Raw genomic sequence first — 17,057 nt, forward strand, 5'->3', positions numbered from 1 at the left:
CGGCATTGGTCTTGAAGACACCGACGGCGCGCGCCATCCGGCCGATCTCGTCGCCACGTTCCGCATGTGCGACCGCGACCGACAGATCCCCAGCCGCGAGCGATGTCATCGCGCCTTCAAGACCGCGCAGCGGCCACGTGATGGAGCGCCCGACCAGCCAGGCCAGCAGCGCGGCGAGACCGATAACGCCGCCGGCGACAAGGCCTGTCCGGATTTCAAGCGCGCTGTTTTCGGATTCCAGATCGTCAACAAACACGCCAGTGGAAATAACCATATTCCAGGGCGGGAAGCTCTCGACATAGTTCATTTTGGGCACCGGAATCGTGGTGCCCGGCCGCGGAAACAGCGACTGCACGATACCACCGCCCTCCGCGGCTTTGGTGAACAGATCCCGCACCGTATAGTTGCCTGCCGGGTCCTTCATGTCGAAGCGGTTCGTGCCTTCAGCTTGCGGCTGCGGCGGAAGCGCGATGAGTGTGCCATCGGTCAGGTAGGCAAATATGTAATCACCGGCGCCATATCGCATGGCGTGCAGGCTCTGCCGGAAATCCTCCACGGCGGCCGCATGGGTCAGTTTACCGGTCACTTCCTGTGCACGCAGACTGTGTGCGATCCCGTTGGCGACCTGAACCAGCGCGTGCAGCTCGGTCGCGCGGGCGTCCAGGGCGCGGTTTTTCTCGATGTGCAGGGCATCGACGATCGTCGCAAGGAAGCCAACGACCAGCAGGGCGACCATCCCCTGCAGTCGCAGGGCGAGCGGGATGTTGCGCAGGCGGGTCATCGACGGTCCTCGGTTTATGAAACACCGGGGATCATTCAGGATAAAGATGAAAAAGCAGTTAAAATCGGAGGACACGCGCAAAAATGGCCGCCGGCGCGTTGCACGACGGTCAGCCGATCACGAATCCAGAGGAGACATCGCGTAGGCTGCCTCGGCCAGCGCGACCGCGGCTGCGTTGTCCGCCAAATCGGCGATCGGCTTCCGCCCGTCCTTCAGCCGTTGCAGCGTGTCCCGCACGAAAGTCGGATAGAAATGCACGTTGGTCAGCTTCATCGGCCGCGTGCTGCGTTTACGATCGTTGGTTATGATCTCCAGCGTGCTGTCATCGCGCGCGGCGAAGTAATGGTTTTCCGTGCGGATGGAGTAATGCAGGTCGAACACCGAATTCGGCGCCGGATACAGATATCCCGTCTCTACCATGCAACTCGCCCCGCCGCCTTGCATCAACACGACGGCATGGTCCTCAATGGTCAAATGGGCGTTGCGGTTGGACATCATCGCGCCGGTCACGGTCAGATCCGCCCCGGGCAGCAGCACGCGACACAGATCCAGGAAATGCACGCCCAAATTCAGCAACGGGCCGCCGCCGGAGGTCTTGCGGTCGATCACCCATTCGACCTGCTGCTGGTGATACCGGTCCACCATGCCGCCGACGAACTTGAACGTGATGTACTGGACCGGTTCGTTCATCGATAAGATCGTTTCGACCAACGGGCTGTAGCGGATCACGTAGGGCACTGCCGCGAACACCCCCGCCGCCGCCGCCCGTGCGGCGATGTCGGCGGCCTCCGCTGCGTTGATCGCGCATGGCTTCTCCATGGCGAACGGGATGCGCTGGTCGATCAGGAACCGAGCCAGTTCGGCCATGTCGCAATGCCGAGCGAGCGCGAAGGCGAAGTCGGGCTTCAGGGCCGCGCACATTTCCCGGTAGTCGGCGAACGCCTTGCAACCGGCCTTGGCCGCTGTCGGTTCGGCCCGTGCCAGGTCGGGATCGCTGACGCCGACGATGGCGACGTCCCCCATCTCCAGGCATGGATTGAGGAAGAACGGGGTATGCCAATGAGAAACCCCGATCAGGACCACGCGCATGATGCTTCCCCCCTTTTGCCGGATCATTCCCTGGCGCATCGTGGCGGTTCCCGCAAGCCAAGAGGATCGCGATGATCACCCTGTCGGAGAATTTCCGCGCGCTGTTTTATACACCGTTCTATGCGGCGCACGCGACCGGCGCCTATGCGCGGCAAGGCGTGGAGGTCGAGTTTCGCCTGTCCTCCGATCCCGGCCGCACCGCCGCCGCGCTGCGTTCGGGGCAGGTCGAGGTGATGTGGGGCGGTCCTTTGCGGGTGATGCTGACGCATGACGCCGATCCATCCTCCGACGTCGTCTGCTTTTGTGATGTGGTTGCCAGGGATCCATTTTTCGTCATTGGCCGGGAACCACGCCCGTCTTTCCGGCCCGCCGACCTGACTGCTGTCCGCTTGGGCACTGTGTCCGAAGTCCCGACGCCGTGGCTGTGTTTGCAGGATGATATCCGCCGCGATGGCGCGGACCCGTCCGCGGTGACGCGGGTTACGGACGGGACGATGGCCGAGAACACTGCCGCGTTGCGTGCGGGAAAACTGGACGCCGTGCAGGTGTTCCAGCCATACGCGGAGGAATTGCTCGCCTCCGGCGCCGGGCATCTTTGGTATGCGGCAGCCAACCGCGGCCTGACCGCCTATACCACGCTGGTGACAAGGCGGTCTGTCCTGGAACGGAAACGAGACGAATTGCTGGGCATGGTGCGGGCAATGCATCAGACGTTGCGTTGGATCAGGGCAACGCCGGGGGCCGAAATCCAGCAAGTGCTGGCCAGTTATTTTCCCGACGTGCCCGCCGCGATTTATGCGGCGGCGATCGACCGTTACCGCGCGCTGGACCTGTACGGACCTGATCCGGTGACCCGCCGTGAGGGCTTCGACAGGCTCGCTGCGGCCATGCGGTCCGGCGGCGCATTGAAGCGTGACGTGCCGTTCGAGGCCTGTGTGGACAACAGTTTGGCCGAACAGGTGGTCGGCGAGGGGGCGTGATGGACACGATCACGGCCCACGGTCTGCGTATGCCTCGCCTCGGCCTGGGCACGTATCGCATGACCGGCGCGCGTTGCCAGGCCGCCGTGGAGTCGGCGCTGGCCCTGGGTTATCGCCATATCGATACGGCCCAGATGTACGGGAACCAGGATGCCGTCGGTGCCGGCTGGCAGACGTCCGGCGTGGTTCGCGAAGACATCCACCTGACCAGCAAGGGGCATCACGCCATCCAGGACCCGGACCAGATACGCACTGCGTGCGCCGAGAGCCTGAGTCTGTTGCGGACCGATTACCTGGACCTCTACATGCTGCACTGGCCGCGTCCCGGCACCAACCTTCCCGCGGCGCTGGAGGCGATGATGGGTCTGCGCGACGCGGGATTGGTCAGGCAGATCGGTGTGGCGAACTGCACGGTGGCGCATCTCCGCGTGGCGATCGAGGACGTGCGCGCGCCGATCGTGTGCAACCAGATCGAATACCACGTGCTGATCGATCAAACGCCGGTGCTAACTTATATGCGTGCGCACGATCTTCCGGTGATCGCCCATGTACCCCTCGCGCAGGGGATGCTGGCCGATCATGAGGCGTTGGCGACGATCGGACGTCGTTACGATATCAGCGCGGCGCAAGTAGCGCTGGCCTGGCTGCTGGATCAGCCGGATGTCGCCGTTATCCCGAAAGCCGAACGACGCGAAAGCCAGTTGGCGAACCTTGAAGTCCTGTCGTTGCGGTTGGACGACGCGGATCGTGCGGTGATCGCCGCGCTGCCGAAGACGTTGCGTTGCGTAAATCCGCCCTTTGCCCCGAGGTGGGATTAGCTGGCCGCCGGTTCAGTCCTCAATAATCACCGCCTTCTCGATCACCCTCAGGGCTCCGGCTGCCATCGTGGCGCCCTGTTCCACCAGCGCGATCGTCCGAGCTTCCGCGGCCCGCACCTGCGCCAGCCGATCCAGCACCTGACGCAGCCGGCCAGCCGGCACCACCACCACGCCATCGGCGTCGCCGACGATCACGTCGCCTGGCTCTATATGGACGTCCCCCAGCGTGATCGGCGCGCCGACCACGCCGGGCCCGTTCATCGCCGGTGAGTTCGGTTGGATCCCCTGACAGAACACCGGCAATCCAGTCGCCACGACCCCAGCCTTGTCGCGTGCCAGCCCGTCGGTCACGAACGCCGCGACACCCTTGTTCTTCATCATGCCGGCAGCGATATCGCCCAGCACCGCCGTGCGGGTATAGCCGTCGTTCGCGACGACGATCACGTCGCCTGGTTGGGCTTCCGACAGCGCACCGAACATCGCCACGATATCGGCGGGATAGGCAAACGCGGTCAGGGCCGGGCCGACGAACGAGGCGTTCATCGGGTCGAGCGGTTTGATGCGGTAGTCCAGCGCCCCGCGCCCGTCCATTGCGTCCGCCAGATGCGAGGTCTGGGCGCCGCGGAATGCCTCGATCAAGGTCTTGTCGGGGCGGCGAAACCCGCGATGGATCGTCAGTAGCGGTGGGTTATCAAGCACTTTGTTTTCTTCCCCGTGGTCTATCGGTGGTTATTCGGCGCCCCATCCGCCGTCGATGACAAGGCTTTGTCCGGTCATGAACGCCGAGGCATCGCTGGCCAGGAACACCACGCCACCCGCCATATCCAGCGGCGTCGCGAAGCGTCCCAGCGGGGTGCGGTCCAGCAGCCGCTTGCCATGGACGTCGTGTTCGAGAAGCCCGTGCGTCAGGTCGGTATCGACCCACCCTGGCGCCAGCGTGTTGACCCGCACCTTCCGCTTCGCCCAGTCCAGTGCCAGCGCCTTGGTGAACATCTCCACCCCGCCCTTGGATGCGCAATACGGACCCGACCGAGGCAACCCGCCATGCCCGGCGACGGAACTGACATTGATCACCGACCCGCCTTCGCCGATCGCGCCGCCGAGATGTTTGCAGCACAGGAACACGCCGGTCAGGTTGACGTCGATGATGTCCTGCCATTCGGCGAGCGTGGTGCGCTCGATCGTCTTGAAGATTGCGTTCACGCCGGCGTTATTGACCAGGACATCGATTTTGCCGTGGCGCTGCAGCACCGCGTCGCGCAGGGCGAGGACGTCGGGTTCCTTGGATACGTCGGCGGTCTGAATGGTTGCCTTGTCGCCGATCGCGGTGGCGGCTTCTTCCAACGTGGTGCGGGTGCGGCCACTGAGCACCACCGTGGCGCCGTGGCGGGCCAGCCCTTCCGCCATGCCGCGGCCGATGCCTCGCCCGGCACCGGTGACGACGCAGACCTTGCCGGTCAGATCGAAGTCCTTGCTCACCAGTTGGCTCCGTTGCGGGCGATACGTTGTGCGAGGCTCCAGCGATGCACTTCCGACGGGCCGTCGTAAATGCGGAAGCCGCGCACTTCGTTGAAGATTCGGGCGACCAGGGTTTCGCCGGTGACCCCCTGTCCACCCAGCACCTGCACGCAACGATCGACGACACGCCAGACAGCTTCCGAGACGAAGACTTTCGCCATCGAAGATTCGGTGCCGCCGCGTTCGCCCTGATCCAGCAGCCAGGCGGTGTGCAAGATGGACAGCCGGCTCATGCGGATATCCATTTCGTTGTCGGCTAGCATGAAGCCAACACCTTCGTGGCCAATCAGCTTCGAACCGAACACTTCCCGCTTCAACGCGTAATCCGTGGCGATCTTGTGCGCGCGTTTCGCGGCACCGAGCCAGCGCATGCAATGGGTCAGCCGGGCGGGGGCGAGGCGAACCTGGGCGTAGCGGAAGCCTTTGCCGGGTTCCCCCAGGATGTCGGTGGCGGGGATGCGGACGTTGGTGAACCGCACGACCGCATGGCCGCCGGCGAAGGCGCTGTCCAGGCTATCCATCGCTCGGACGATCTCGATGCCGGGCGTGTCCATGTCGGCCAGGAACATCGTCGCGTGGCCGTCTTCGTCCTTTGCCATGATGATGGCAAAGGCGGCGCCGACCGCGCCAGTGATGAACCATTTGTCGCCGTTGATGACGTAATGATTGCCGTCCTTCACCGCTGTCGTCAGCATCGCCGAGGGGTCCGATCCGGCGCCGGGCGCGGGTTCGGTCATGCAGAAGCAGGACCGTGTCTTGCCGGCCGCCAAAGGCCGCAGCCAACGGTCCTTTTGTTCGGTGGAAGCAACAGTCTCCAGCAGGTGCATGTTGCCTTCGTCGGGTGCGAAGATGTGCATGGCGACGGGACCAAGCAGGGAGTATCCGGCTTCCTCGAACACCACGGCCTTGCCGACATGGGACAGGCCCATGCCGCCGTATTCGACACCGACATGGGGGGCGACAAGGCCCTCGGCTGCGGCGAGAGCGACCAGTTCGTGGCGGAATTCTTCTGTGGGGCCGTGATGGGTCTGCCGGTTATCGCCTTCCAGCGGAATGATCTTGTCGTGGATGAACGCGCGTGTGCGTTGCTGTAGTTCCACGAGGTCGGGGGGGAGGGAAAAGTCCATGCGGCAATCCTCTGGAGTCGTGGATGGCCGGGTCACGCCCGGCCATGACGGGTTAAAAAGCGCGTCCTTGGGCGATCTCGTGGGTGAATTCCAGGATACCGGTGCCGATGCCGGTCAGCGGCGCGTAACGCGGCTCCTGCGTCACGCCGGTGCGGTAGCGCAGGCCAAGCTGCAGGAAGATGACGGACAATTTGTACATCGCCAGCACGCGGTGGAACAGGAAGTCGGACATGTCGCTGCCGGATATGCGGGCGTATTCTGCCACGGCGTCCTGACGCGAGCATAGACAGGCCTCGACCGCCGGCATCTGCTCCATGTCGTGCATGGCGGGTGGATCGTCGGCGTGGATCCAGTAGCTCAGCAGGGTGGCGAAATCGAACAACGGATCGCCGCGCGTGCCCTGGTCCCAGTCAATCACGGCGCGCGGAGAAAAATCATCCGGATCCAGGATGATGTTGTTGAGTTTGAAATCATTGTGCAGCAGCGCAGGCGGACCGTCCGGCACGATGTGCTGTTCCAGCCACAGACCGACATCGTTGTGCAGGCTTTCGGTCCCTTCCTGCATCGCCACCAGCCCGCGCTTGCGCCAACCGGACACGCCTCGCGCCAGAAACCCTTCCGGACGCCCCAGATCATCCAGTCCGACCGCCTTGGTATCGACGGCGTGAATGGCGGCGATGGTTTCCAGCAGCATGCGGGACAGCCGTGCTCCGACCTCCGGCCGATGCGCGAGTTCGGGTGGCAGATGCTCGCGGATCACCAGGCCAGGCCGGTATTCGATGATCTGGAAGCGCTGTCCGATGATCGACGGGTCGTCGCACAGATGCAGACCTCGCGCGATGAACGGCAACGCGTCGGGCAGACGGGACAAAATGCGAAACTCACGTGCCATGTCGAAGGCGCCGGCCGGCAGTTCGCCCATCGGCGGACGGCGCAGCACGGCGGGTTTGCCATTCAGGTGGATCAGATAGTTCAGGTTGGCCAGGCCGCCGGCGAACTGGCGCGGCGGCGGATCGGCGTCCAGGCGATGGCCGTGTGCCGCCAGATACGTGCGAACCTTGGACCAATCCAAGGGGACACTGTCAGCGGCGGACCGCAGGCCGGTTTCGGTTGGCACGAATCCTCCTGTTCTTGATGCGATCGTTCAATACAGCAGCAGGCCTTGGAGGGTCTAATCGGCGGCCTCGCCAAACCCGACCAGCATCTGGCCTTCCTGCACCATCTCTCCCGCCGCGCACGAGACTGACGCCACGATTGTATCGGCGGGCGCCGACAGGCGGAACACTGTCTTCATCGCCTCCAGCACCACCAGCACCTGGCCGCGCACCACGTGGTCGCCCACCGTCGCCATGACCTGGGTCACCAGACCCGGGATCGGCGCCACCAGGCGGTCGCCGGCATCCTCTTCCTCATCGGCCGCTGCCAGCGGGTCCGGCAGCGTCAGCCGCCATGTCGAACCGTGGTCCCGCAGCGTCACCACATGCTGGTCGAGCATCGCGCTGACCGTCCGCCAGACGCCATTTAGCGACACGCGCAGTCGTCCGCCGTCCAGGCGTTCCGCGTTGCCCAGAATGTCGCCGATCCGCCATTTGCCGTCTTCGCGTGTGATCGAAACCGGATAGCTTGTTTCCCCGTCGGTAAATTCCAGCACCCGCGCCGGCGTTGTGTTCAGCCACCACAGGTCGGTGGAGTCCCATGGGTCGTCGCCCGCCGGCGGTTCGGCGCTCAGCACGGTCAGGGCCGCCATGGCCAGGATGTCCGCTGGTGGTGCCGTTTGGGCGGCCAGTAGTGTTGCGCCCTCCCGAGCTATAAAGCCGGTATCGATGCCGCCGGCCGCGAAATCCGCGTGCGCGGCGATGCGCCCAAGCAAATCGAGATTGCTGGCGACGCCGACCACCGCGCAATCGGCCAGCGCCTGCTGCATCCGACGCAGAGCGGTATCCCGCGTGGGACCGTAGCAGATCAGTTTCGCCAGCATCGCATCGTAATGGATCGACACCGTATCGCCCGTGGCGAAGCCGGTATCGACACGCACTCCGTCCGTCTCGATTGGGGTTCGGAACAGAGCCAGCCGCCCGACGGAGGGGGCAAAATCCCGCGCCGGGTCCTCGGCATAGATGCGGGCCTCGATGGCGTGGCCGGTCAGCGTGATCGCCGACTGCGCCACCGGCAGGACTTCGCCTGCGGCCACGCGCAACTGCCATTCCACCAGGTCGAATCCGGTGATCATTTCGGTAACCGGATGCTCGACCTGTAGCCGCGTATTCATCTCGAGGAAGAAGAAGCCGTCGGTATCGGCAACGAATTCCACCGTTCCGGCCCCGACGTAGCCGACCGCTTTTGCGGCTGCGACGGCGGCCGATCCCATCTGTTCCCGCTGGGCCGATGACAGTCCGGGCGCGGGCGCTTCTTCCAGCACTTTCTGGTGCCGGCGTTGGGCCGAGCAGTCGCGTTCGAACAGGTGGACCGCATTGCCGTGGGTGTCGGCGAAGACCTGGACCTCGATATGCCGTGGCCGTTGCAGGTAGCGTTCCACCAGCACCCGGTCGTCACCGAACGCGGATGCTGCTTCCTGTCGAGCGGATTCCAGCGCGGCGGCGAATTCTGTTGCGGACGCGACGACTCGCATGCCGCGTCCACCGCCGCCGGATACCGCCTTGATCACCACCGGAAAACCGATCCGCGCTGCCTGATCCGCCAGGAACGCGGCGTCCTGCCGATCCCCGTGGTAGCCCGGCAGCAGCGGCACCTCGGATTTCTCCATCAGTGCCTTCGCTGCCGACTTCGATCCCATTGCCCGCATCGCCGAGGCCGGTGGACCGACGAACACAATGCCCGCTTCGGCACAGGCATCGGCGAAGGCCGGATTCTCGGACAGAAAGCCATAACCCGGATGGATCGCGTCCGCGCCGGCCGCCAGTGCCGTTTCAATAATCCGGGGAATATTCAGATAGCTTTCGCGTGCTGGGGCCGCCCCAATCGGATAGGCCCGATCCGCCGCCAATACGTGCAGCGCGCGAGCGTCAGCTTCCGAATAAACCGCGATCGTTTCAATACCCATGCGTCGGGCGGTGCGGGCGACGCGACAGGCGATTTCGCCTCGATTGGCGATCAACAGGGAGCGGAACATGCCGGTCACATCCGGAACACGCCGAAGCGCGTATCCTGCAAGGGTTTATTCAGCGCGGCGGATAGCGACAGACCCAGCACGCGGCGACTGTCGGCAGGATCGATGATACCATCGTCCCAAATCCGCGCACTCGCATAATAAGGATGTCCTTGCGTATCATACTGCTTTCGGATGGGTGCCTTGAACGCCTCTTCCTGTTCCTTGGTCCAATCGGCGGACCCGCTGCGGACGGTCGTCAAAACGCCGGCGGCCTGTTCGCCGCCCATCACCGAAATCCGCGCATTCGGCCACATGAACAGAAACCGCGGATCGTACGCTCGGCCGCACATACCGTAGTTACCCGCGCCATAACTGCCACCGATGATCATCGTGATCTTCGGAACGGCGGTGGTCGCGACGGCCGTAACGAGTTTAGCACCATCCTTCGCGATGCCGCCGGATTCATATTTGCGCCCAACCATGAATCCGGTGATGTTCTGAAGGAAAACAAGCGGAATGTTCCGCTGGCTGCACAGCTCGATGAAATGCGCGCCCTTCAGGGATGATTCGGAAAACAGGATACCGTTGTTGGCGACGATTCCGATCGGGTAACCGAACAGGTGCGCGAACCCGCAGACCAGAGTGGTGCCGTACAGCCGCTTGAACTCATCGAAGTCACTGCCATCGACAATACGAGCAATGACTTCCCGCACGTCGTAGGGGGCTCGCAAATCGACCGGCACCACACCGTGCATTTCCGCCGGATCGTATCGGGGCGGTTCGGGTGCCCGTCGCTCCAGGACCGCCGGCTTCACGCGGTTCAGCCCGGCCACGATACGCCGGCAAATTGACAGCGCGTGGTGATCGTTCCGAGCGTAATGATCCACCACGCCGGAGGTGCGGGCATGGACGTCCGCGCCACCTAAGTCCTCAGCCGAAACGATCTCTCCCGTCGCTGCCTGCACCAATGGCGGGCCGGCGAGGAAGATCGTGCCTTGTTTGCGCACGATGATGCTCTCATCGCTCATGGCGGGCACATAGGCGCCCCCGGCTGTGCAGGACCCCATGACGACGGCGATTTGGGGAATCCCTTCAGCCGACATGTTGGCCTGGTTGAAGAAGATCCGGCCGAAATGGTCGCGATCGGGGAAAATCTCGTCCTGCATCGGCAGAAACGCACCGCCGGAATCCACCAGGTACAGGCAGGGCAACCCGTTCCGGCGCGCAATCTCCTGCGCCCGAAGATGTTTCTTGACCGTCATAGGGAAGTAGGTGCCCCCTTTGACGGTGGCATCGTTGGCGACGATCACACATTCCCGCCCCGACACCCGGCCGATGCCGGTGACGATACCAGCCGCGGGGACGTCGCCGCCATACAGTCCGAACGCGGCCAGTTGGGAGAATTCCAGAAATGGCGAACCCGGATCGATCAACGCCGCCACGCGATCTCGCGGCAGCAGCTTGCCGCGTGCGACGTGGCGTTCACGCGCGGCCGCGCCGCCGCCTTGGGCAATGTCGCCAACACGGGCGCGAAGGTCAGCGACCAAGCCACGCATCGCCTCGGCGTTGGCAGCGAAGTCGGCGGAGCGGGGAGAGATATCGGAACGAATCGCGGCCATCTAACGAGACACCTCTTCCCGACGAGACAACGGTAGAGCCATCACGCCGTCTCCGCGAACAACTCACGTCCGATCAGCATTCGCCGGATCTCGCTTGTTCCTGCCCCAATTTCATAAAGCTTCGCATCCCGTAACAACCGCCCCGTTGGATAGTCGTTGATATACCCGTTCCCGCCCAGCGCCTGGATTGCCTCCAGCGCCATCCATGTCGCCTTCTCCGCCGCGTAAAGAATGGCCCCGGCAGCATCTTTCCGGGTGGTTTCCCCGCGGTCGCACGCCTTCGCCACGGCGTAGACGTAGGCCCGCGCGGCGTTCATCGTCGTGTACATGTCTGCCAGCTTGCCCTGCATCAACTGGAATTCGCCGATCGCCTGGCCGAATTGCTGACGCTCATGCACGTACGGCATCACGACATCCATACAAGCCTGCATGATCCCCAGCGGCCCGGCCGCCAGCACCACACGCTCATAATCCAGCCCGCTCATCAGCACGTTCACGCCGCGCCCGATCGTCGAAAGAACGTTCTCCTCCGGTACCTCGCAGTCCTCAAACACCAGCTCGCAGGTGTTCGATCCGCGCATCCCCAATTTGTCCAGCTTCTGCGCGGTGGAGAATCCCTTGAACCCTTTTTCCACCAGAAACGCCGTGATTCCCCGCGGTCCCGCCGCCATATCGGTCTTCGCGTAGATCACCAGGACATCCGCGTCCGGCCCATTGGTGATCCACATCTTGCTGCCGTTCAGCACATACCGGTCACCGCGGCGATCAGCCCGCGTGCGCATTCCCACGACATCCGATCCCGCGCCCGGCTCGCTCATTGCCAACGCGCCGACGCGGGTCCCGTCGATCAACCCCGGCAGATACCGCCGCCTCTGCGCGTCCGACCCGTTCCGGGAAATCTGGTTGACGCACAAATTCGAATGCGCCCCATACGACAGTCCCACCGACGCCGACGCTCGGGAGATCTCCTCCATCGCCACCACATGCTCCAGGTAGCCCATGCCGGCGCCGCCGTAGTCCTCCGGCGCCGTCACTCCCAGCACGCCCAGCGCCCCCATCTTCGGCCACAGATCCATCGGGAACGCGTTGTCCAGATCGATCGCTGCCGCCCTGGGTGCGATTTCCGCCGCCGCGAACGCCTCGACCGAGGCGCGCAGCATGTCCGCGTTCTCCCCCAAATCGAAGTTCAGTCCCGGCAGGCTGGCCATCGCATGTTCCCTTCCCAATGCGACCGCACACTGCCCCACCCATCCGTCCTCGCCAAGCACGCTCGACTCGGAGCCGTTGTTCCTGCTCGTCATGCGCCGTGATAAGTACCATGCATGCCCGATTTCCGGTTTCTGCACGCGGCCGACCTGCATCTCGACAGCCCCTTGCGAGGCCTCGAGGCCGACCCCTCTGCCCCCGCCGAACTGATCCGCGGTGCCACCCGCCGAGCTTTGGGGTGCCTGGTGGATCTCGCCATCGACGAAAAAGTTGATTTCGTCCTGATCGCCGGCGACATCTACGACGGCGACTGGCCGGATTTCGGCACGGGACTGTTCTTCGCCGCGCAGATGCGCCGCCTGGCCCAGGCCGAGATCCCCGTCTTCGCCATCCGCGGCAACCACGACGCCGCCAACCGCATGACCCGTTCCCTGCGGATGCCACCGAACGTCACGATCTTCGACCATGGCAAAGCCCACACAATCCGGCTGTCAGCGCTGGAGGTTGCCATCCATGGCCAGAGCTTCGGCGACCCGAAGGAACCGAACGACCTGTCCCGGGCCTATCCGCCGCCGGATAAAAACCTGTTCAACATCGGGCTGCTGCACACCTCGGCCGAGGGTTACGCCGCTCATGCCCGGTACGCCCCGTGTGACCCGGCGCGTTTGAAAGCCCACGGTTACGACTATTGGGCGCTGGGTCACATCCACGAACGGCAGGAGCTTTCCCAAGACCCGTGGATCGTGTTTTCCGGCAACCTGCAGGGCCGTCACATCGGCGAAACCGGACCCAAGGGTGCCACCTTGGTGACTGTCGCCGACCACCGCATCGCTTCGGCCGAGCATCGCGTGCTGGATGTTTTGCGCTGGACCCATATCGAAGTGGACGTCGACGGCACGGCCGATGAGGTGGATGCGCTGACCCGCGTTCAATCCGCCCTGGAAACGGCATTACGGGACGCCGATCCCCGTCCGCTTGCCGCCCGCATTACCCTTACCGGCACGACCGCCGCCCTTTCCGCGGACGGACTGCGGGAAAAAATCCTGAACGAGGCTCAAGGCCTGCCCGGCGAGCACCGGCTATGGCTGGAGTCCGTCAAGCTGAAGACCCGCCCCCCGCGCGACAACACATCCCGCCCGGACAATCTGGGTCGCCTGCTGGCCGAGGTCGACACGATCACCGCCAACTCGCCCTCTGACCTTCTGGGCGACTGGCCCGCCTTGCTGCTGGGGAAATTGCGGGAGGCTTTGCCCGACGACCATCCCCTGCATGCAGCCGCCGCCGGCAATGCCCCGGACATCCTGGAGCAGGCAAAACGCCGCCTTGAAGCCGCCCTGGCCGGCGAATCCTGATGCAATTCGGCAAATTCCGGCTGGAACGTTACGGGCCGTTCGAGCAACTCGATCTTCCGCTCGATCCCACCCCCGGACGCATCAACCTGATCGTCGCCCCCAACGGCTACGGCAAGTCGGTCATCCGCCGAGCGATCACCGAGTTCCTGTTCGGTATTGAAGTTCGGACGCCGATGACTTTCCGCTTCGGCACCGAACGGATGCGGCTGCTCGCGGACATCGTCCATGACGGCGCAACCCGGTCGCTGGTGCGCCGCAAGGGCAACGGCAACACCCTGGCCTTCGCCGACGGCACCGAAGTGTCCATACCTGAAGCGCAACGCCTTCTCGGCGGCGCCAACGAAACGATTTTTCAGGAGTTGTTCGGCCTCGACACCGCGCTGCTCCGCTCCGGCGGCCGGGACCTCATCCGTAGCCAGGGCCGGCTTGGGCAGGTGCTGTTCGCTGCCGGCGGTGGCATGGGCCGGGTGCGCGATCTGTTGACCGAACTGGAGCGGCAGCGCGACGAACTCGGCAAGGCCAACGCGCGCCATCGCTCCCGTCCGATCTGGAACGCCCTGAGCAACTGGGAACAAGGCAACGCCGACCTGCGCCGGACGGCGTTACGGCCGGACGGCTGGACGGCGCTGGAACGGCAGGCGACAGAGGCTGCCCGCGCCTTGGAAGCCCTTCTTGCGGAACAAACCGAAGAAAGCCGTGAACGCGACCGCTTGCGTACCATCGGCGCCTGCCGCCCATGGTTGGATCGCCTGAGGGCCGCACAACACACCCTGACCGAGGCCGCCGACGCCCCGGAGCTGGACGAAACCTTCGAAAAGCGCTGGCGCGACGCGCTGGAAAACGGCGTCAAATCGACCAGTGCCGCCATGGCCGCCCGGACGGAACTGCAGGCAGCGCAGGAAGCTCGCGCAAGGCTGGCATTCGACCCGGCTTGGATCGCCGCCGAGACCGACATCTCGGCGCTGGCCGATTTGCGTGGCCGGGCGCTGGGCGCCGAGGCTGATTTGCCGAAAGTGGTTCGCGATCTGACTGCTGACCAGGCCAGATCGGCCACGCTGCGGCGTGACCTGGGCTGGGACGACATCTTCCCCCTGCCGCCCGCGTCCGTCGTCAAGGACGCGCAACGACGCTTGCAACAACATCTGAAACTCGCCCAGGAAGCTGCGACCGCCGCGGATCGTTTAGCCGATGCCGATCGGCAGGTGACTGCGTCTCTGGCCGAACTGGATGCTTTGCCAGGGCAAAACGACATCACCACGGTCAACGACCTTGCCACGTTACTCCGTGCGGCAGGCGATCCGGCTGCACGCCTGGACATCGGCCGCCGCGAGGTGCGGGATGCTGAGGCTGCGTTGCGTGCCGCATTAAGCGCCATTCCCGACCACACACTGGCGGAATCAGCACTCGGCACCACCGCCGCGCCGTCGGATGCAAGACTGGATGCCGCCGGCAAGGCCCTCGGCCGTGCCGAGACCGCATACGACCGTGCCGAGCAGACGCACGCCGCCCGATTGACCGCCGTCGACACCGAACGCACAAAACTGGCCACATTGGAGCGGGCGGCGATGTTGCCTCCGCCCAGCGCCCTGGCGGCCGCCCGCGCACATCGTGATGCATTGTGGGCGCAATTGTGCCTGCCGATCCCGGCGCATCCCGACCCGTCCGCCGCGGTGGCGCTGGACCGAGCGATACGCGATGCGGACGCGGTTGCGGATGCGTTGATCGCGCACGGCCAGGACGTTGCGGAAGCTGGCGCGATGCGGGTTCGGCTGGATGGCTTGGCTGCCGATCTCGCCACGGATGCGGACGTGGTAATCCGGACGGCAACCGTCCTAATCGACGCCCGCGGCACACTTCTGACCATCGCTCGGGCTGCCGGTGGCGACACCGATGACGTGTCGGCCTTGCGCGCCTTCCTGCGTGCCCGGCAAACTGCCGTTGTTGCCCGCGACGTACGGGATGCCGCCGTGGCCGAACGCGCGGACATCGAGACAAGCCTGGCCTCGCTCGGCCAGCGCCTGGCCGCGGCGATGGACGTGGCCATGCCCGAACTGACGGCACTGGGCGCCCTGCTGGCGGAAGCGGACCGGCGAATCAAGGCCGACCAAGAACTATCTGCCCATCGCAAGACGTTGACGGATCAGGCCGGCAAGCAGCGCACGACGCGCGCGACGGCCGCCGCCGCAGTCACCAAGGCCGAACAGGTGCTGGCAGGTTGGGTTGAGCAGTGGAGACCGGTGGGGACGGCATTGGCACGTCCCGACGGTGAGACCATGACCATGACCGCCGATGCCCTGGTTCGGATCGAGGAACTGCGCGCCATCGAACATCAAGGTGGCGAAGCGCAACGCCGGATCGACGACATGCGGGCCGCGATCGCTTTGCTGGCGGCGAAGGTTGCCCAAGTGTCGGCGTTGTTTCCGGACATGCCCGCCTTGCCACCGATCGAAGCCGCCGCTTCGTTCCAGCAGCGTCTTCAGACCGAACGCCAGGAAGCCGCCCGCTGTGCCGACGCCGACCGCCGGATCGAACAGGCAACTCAAAAGCTGAACCAGGCCGTCGATGACGAACAGATTGCCACCCGTACTCTCGGCGGCCTGCGCGCGGCGCTCCGCACCGAGACCGACGAGCAGGCGGAACATCAACTCCGGCGCTGCCGATCCGTTGCCGCGGCCCGTTTCGACAGCGCCGAGGCGCTGCGGCACCTCGCGGAGCAAGGTGGCGGCCTGAGTATCGAAACCCTATCCGCACGAGCCGCCGAAACCACGCCCGAGGCGGATGCCGCCCGCATCGCCGGCATCGATGCTGCCCATGCAAGCCGCCTGCCTTTGATCGAGGCCGCTCGTGACGCCAGTACCGCCGCCGCGGCTGCACTCGACCAGGCGGGCACCGGCATGGATGCGGCCGAGGCGGCGCAACGGCGGGAAGCGGCGCAGGCGATGCTGGCCCGGACCGCCGAGGAGGCACTGGTGCTGCACGCCACACATGCTTTGTTGCAGACGGCGCTCGATCGGCAGGCCGCCGGTGCCGACCAGCCGCTGCTGGCGCGCATCGGCGCCGTGTTCCGCACCATTACCGGTGGCGTCCAGGCGGGCGTCCGGATCGAGGAGACCAAGGACGGCCAGACGATGGTGGCGCTGGAGGCGGACGGGGTGACGCGGAAATCGCTGGACCAGTTGAGCGAGGGGACCTGCGATCAGTTGTATCTCGCACTACGGATCGCGGCGCTGGAGGATTACGCGAAGACCGCTTCACCGCTGCCGTTCATCGCCGACGATATTCTGCAAACGTTCGACGATCCGCGGACGACCGCGACGCTGCGGGCGCTGTTGGAACTGAGCGAGCGGGTGCAGGTGATCGTGCTGACGCATCATCCGCATGTTGGGGATCTGGCGGCTCGGATTCCGGGGGACGCGGTGCGGGTAATGCGACTGGAAGGGTAGGATGTGCCGCATTCA

The 17,057-nt window shown here is 64.8% G+C and carries 13 protein-coding genes; 4 read left to right on the top strand and 9 right to left on the bottom strand.

Annotated elements, in window-relative coordinates; all coding sequences use genetic code 11:
• Positions 1-781: cache domain-containing protein (locus GSQ89_RS13125; RefSeq protein ID WP_158925767.1), on the bottom strand; the 781-nt coding region annotated here is incomplete at its 3' end.
• Positions 782-898: 117 nt separating this feature from the next.
• Positions 899-1,870, bottom strand: coding sequence for a Gfo/Idh/MocA family protein (locus tag GSQ89_RS13130; RefSeq protein WP_158925769.1), 972 nt, complete (start codon positions 1,868-1,870; stop codon positions 899-901).
• 71 nt (positions 1,871-1,941) lie between these two features.
• Between GSQ89_RS13130 and GSQ89_RS13135 the strand changes: the two genes are divergently transcribed.
• On the top strand, positions 1,942-2,850 hold the full coding sequence (locus tag GSQ89_RS13135) for an ABC transporter substrate-binding protein (protein WP_158925771.1): 909 nt from the start codon (positions 1,942-1,944) through the stop codon (positions 2,848-2,850).
• Positions 2,850-3,668, top strand: coding sequence for an aldo/keto reductase (locus GSQ89_RS13140; RefSeq protein ID WP_158925773.1), 819 nt, complete (start codon positions 2,850-2,852; stop codon positions 3,666-3,668). Before GSQ89_RS13135 ends, GSQ89_RS13140 begins: the two co-directional genes overlap by 1 nt.
• 12 nt (positions 3,669-3,680) lie before the next feature.
• Here GSQ89_RS13140 and GSQ89_RS13145 read toward each other — a convergent pair whose 3' ends face one another.
• The 7 genes from GSQ89_RS13145 to GSQ89_RS13175 are packed head-to-tail and all read right to left on the bottom strand — an operon-like array spanning position 3,681 to position 12,249.
• A complete protein-coding gene (locus GSQ89_RS13145) occupies positions 3,681-4,367 on the bottom strand; it encodes an RraA family protein (protein WP_158925775.1) in 687 nt (228 codons plus the stop codon).
• Between the two features lie 30 nt (positions 4,368-4,397).
• Positions 4,398-5,147 (bottom strand): SDR family NAD(P)-dependent oxidoreductase, encoded by a 750-nt coding sequence (locus tag GSQ89_RS13150; RefSeq protein ID WP_158925777.1) that lies wholly within the window; start codon positions 5,145-5,147, stop codon positions 4,398-4,400.
• Positions 5,144-6,313, bottom strand: a complete 1,170-nt coding sequence (locus GSQ89_RS13155) for an acyl-CoA dehydrogenase family protein (RefSeq protein WP_158925779.1) — start codon at positions 6,311-6,313, stop codon at positions 5,144-5,146. Before GSQ89_RS13155 ends, GSQ89_RS13150 begins: the two co-directional genes overlap by 4 nt.
• Before the next feature lie 52 nt (positions 6,314-6,365).
• Complete coding sequence (locus tag GSQ89_RS13160) at positions 6,366-7,430, bottom strand: phosphotransferase family protein (RefSeq protein ID WP_158925781.1); 1,065 nt, start codon at positions 7,428-7,430, stop codon at positions 6,366-6,368.
• Positions 7,431-7,484: 54 nt separating this feature from the next.
• Complete coding sequence (locus GSQ89_RS13165) at positions 7,485-9,443, bottom strand: acetyl/propionyl/methylcrotonyl-CoA carboxylase subunit alpha (protein WP_158925783.1); 1,959 nt, start codon at positions 9,441-9,443, stop codon at positions 7,485-7,487.
• A 5-nt stretch (positions 9,444-9,448) separates the two neighbouring features.
• Positions 9,449-11,041, bottom strand: coding sequence for a carboxyl transferase domain-containing protein (locus GSQ89_RS13170; RefSeq protein WP_158925785.1), 1,593 nt, complete (start codon positions 11,039-11,041; stop codon positions 9,449-9,451).
• Between the two features lie 41 nt (positions 11,042-11,082).
• A complete protein-coding gene (locus GSQ89_RS13175; protein WP_158925787.1) occupies positions 11,083-12,249 on the bottom strand; it encodes an isovaleryl-CoA dehydrogenase in 1,167 nt (388 codons plus the stop codon).
• Between the two features lie 114 nt (positions 12,250-12,363).
• Between GSQ89_RS13175 and GSQ89_RS13180 the strand changes: the two genes are divergently transcribed.
• Positions 12,364-13,599, top strand: coding sequence for a DNA repair exonuclease (locus GSQ89_RS13180; protein WP_158925789.1), 1,236 nt, complete (start codon positions 12,364-12,366; stop codon positions 13,597-13,599).
• Positions 13,599-17,042 (top strand): AAA family ATPase, encoded by a 3,444-nt coding sequence (locus GSQ89_RS13185; protein ID WP_158925791.1) that lies wholly within the window; start codon positions 13,599-13,601, stop codon positions 17,040-17,042. The genes GSQ89_RS13180 and GSQ89_RS13185 overlap by 1 nt, the downstream gene beginning before the upstream one ends.
• The last annotated feature ends 15 nt before the right edge of the window (positions 17,043-17,057 follow it).

The organism is Acidisphaera sp. S103 (assembly GCF_009765975.1).
GTDB lineage: Bacteria > Pseudomonadota > Alphaproteobacteria > Acetobacterales > Acetobacteraceae > Rhodopila.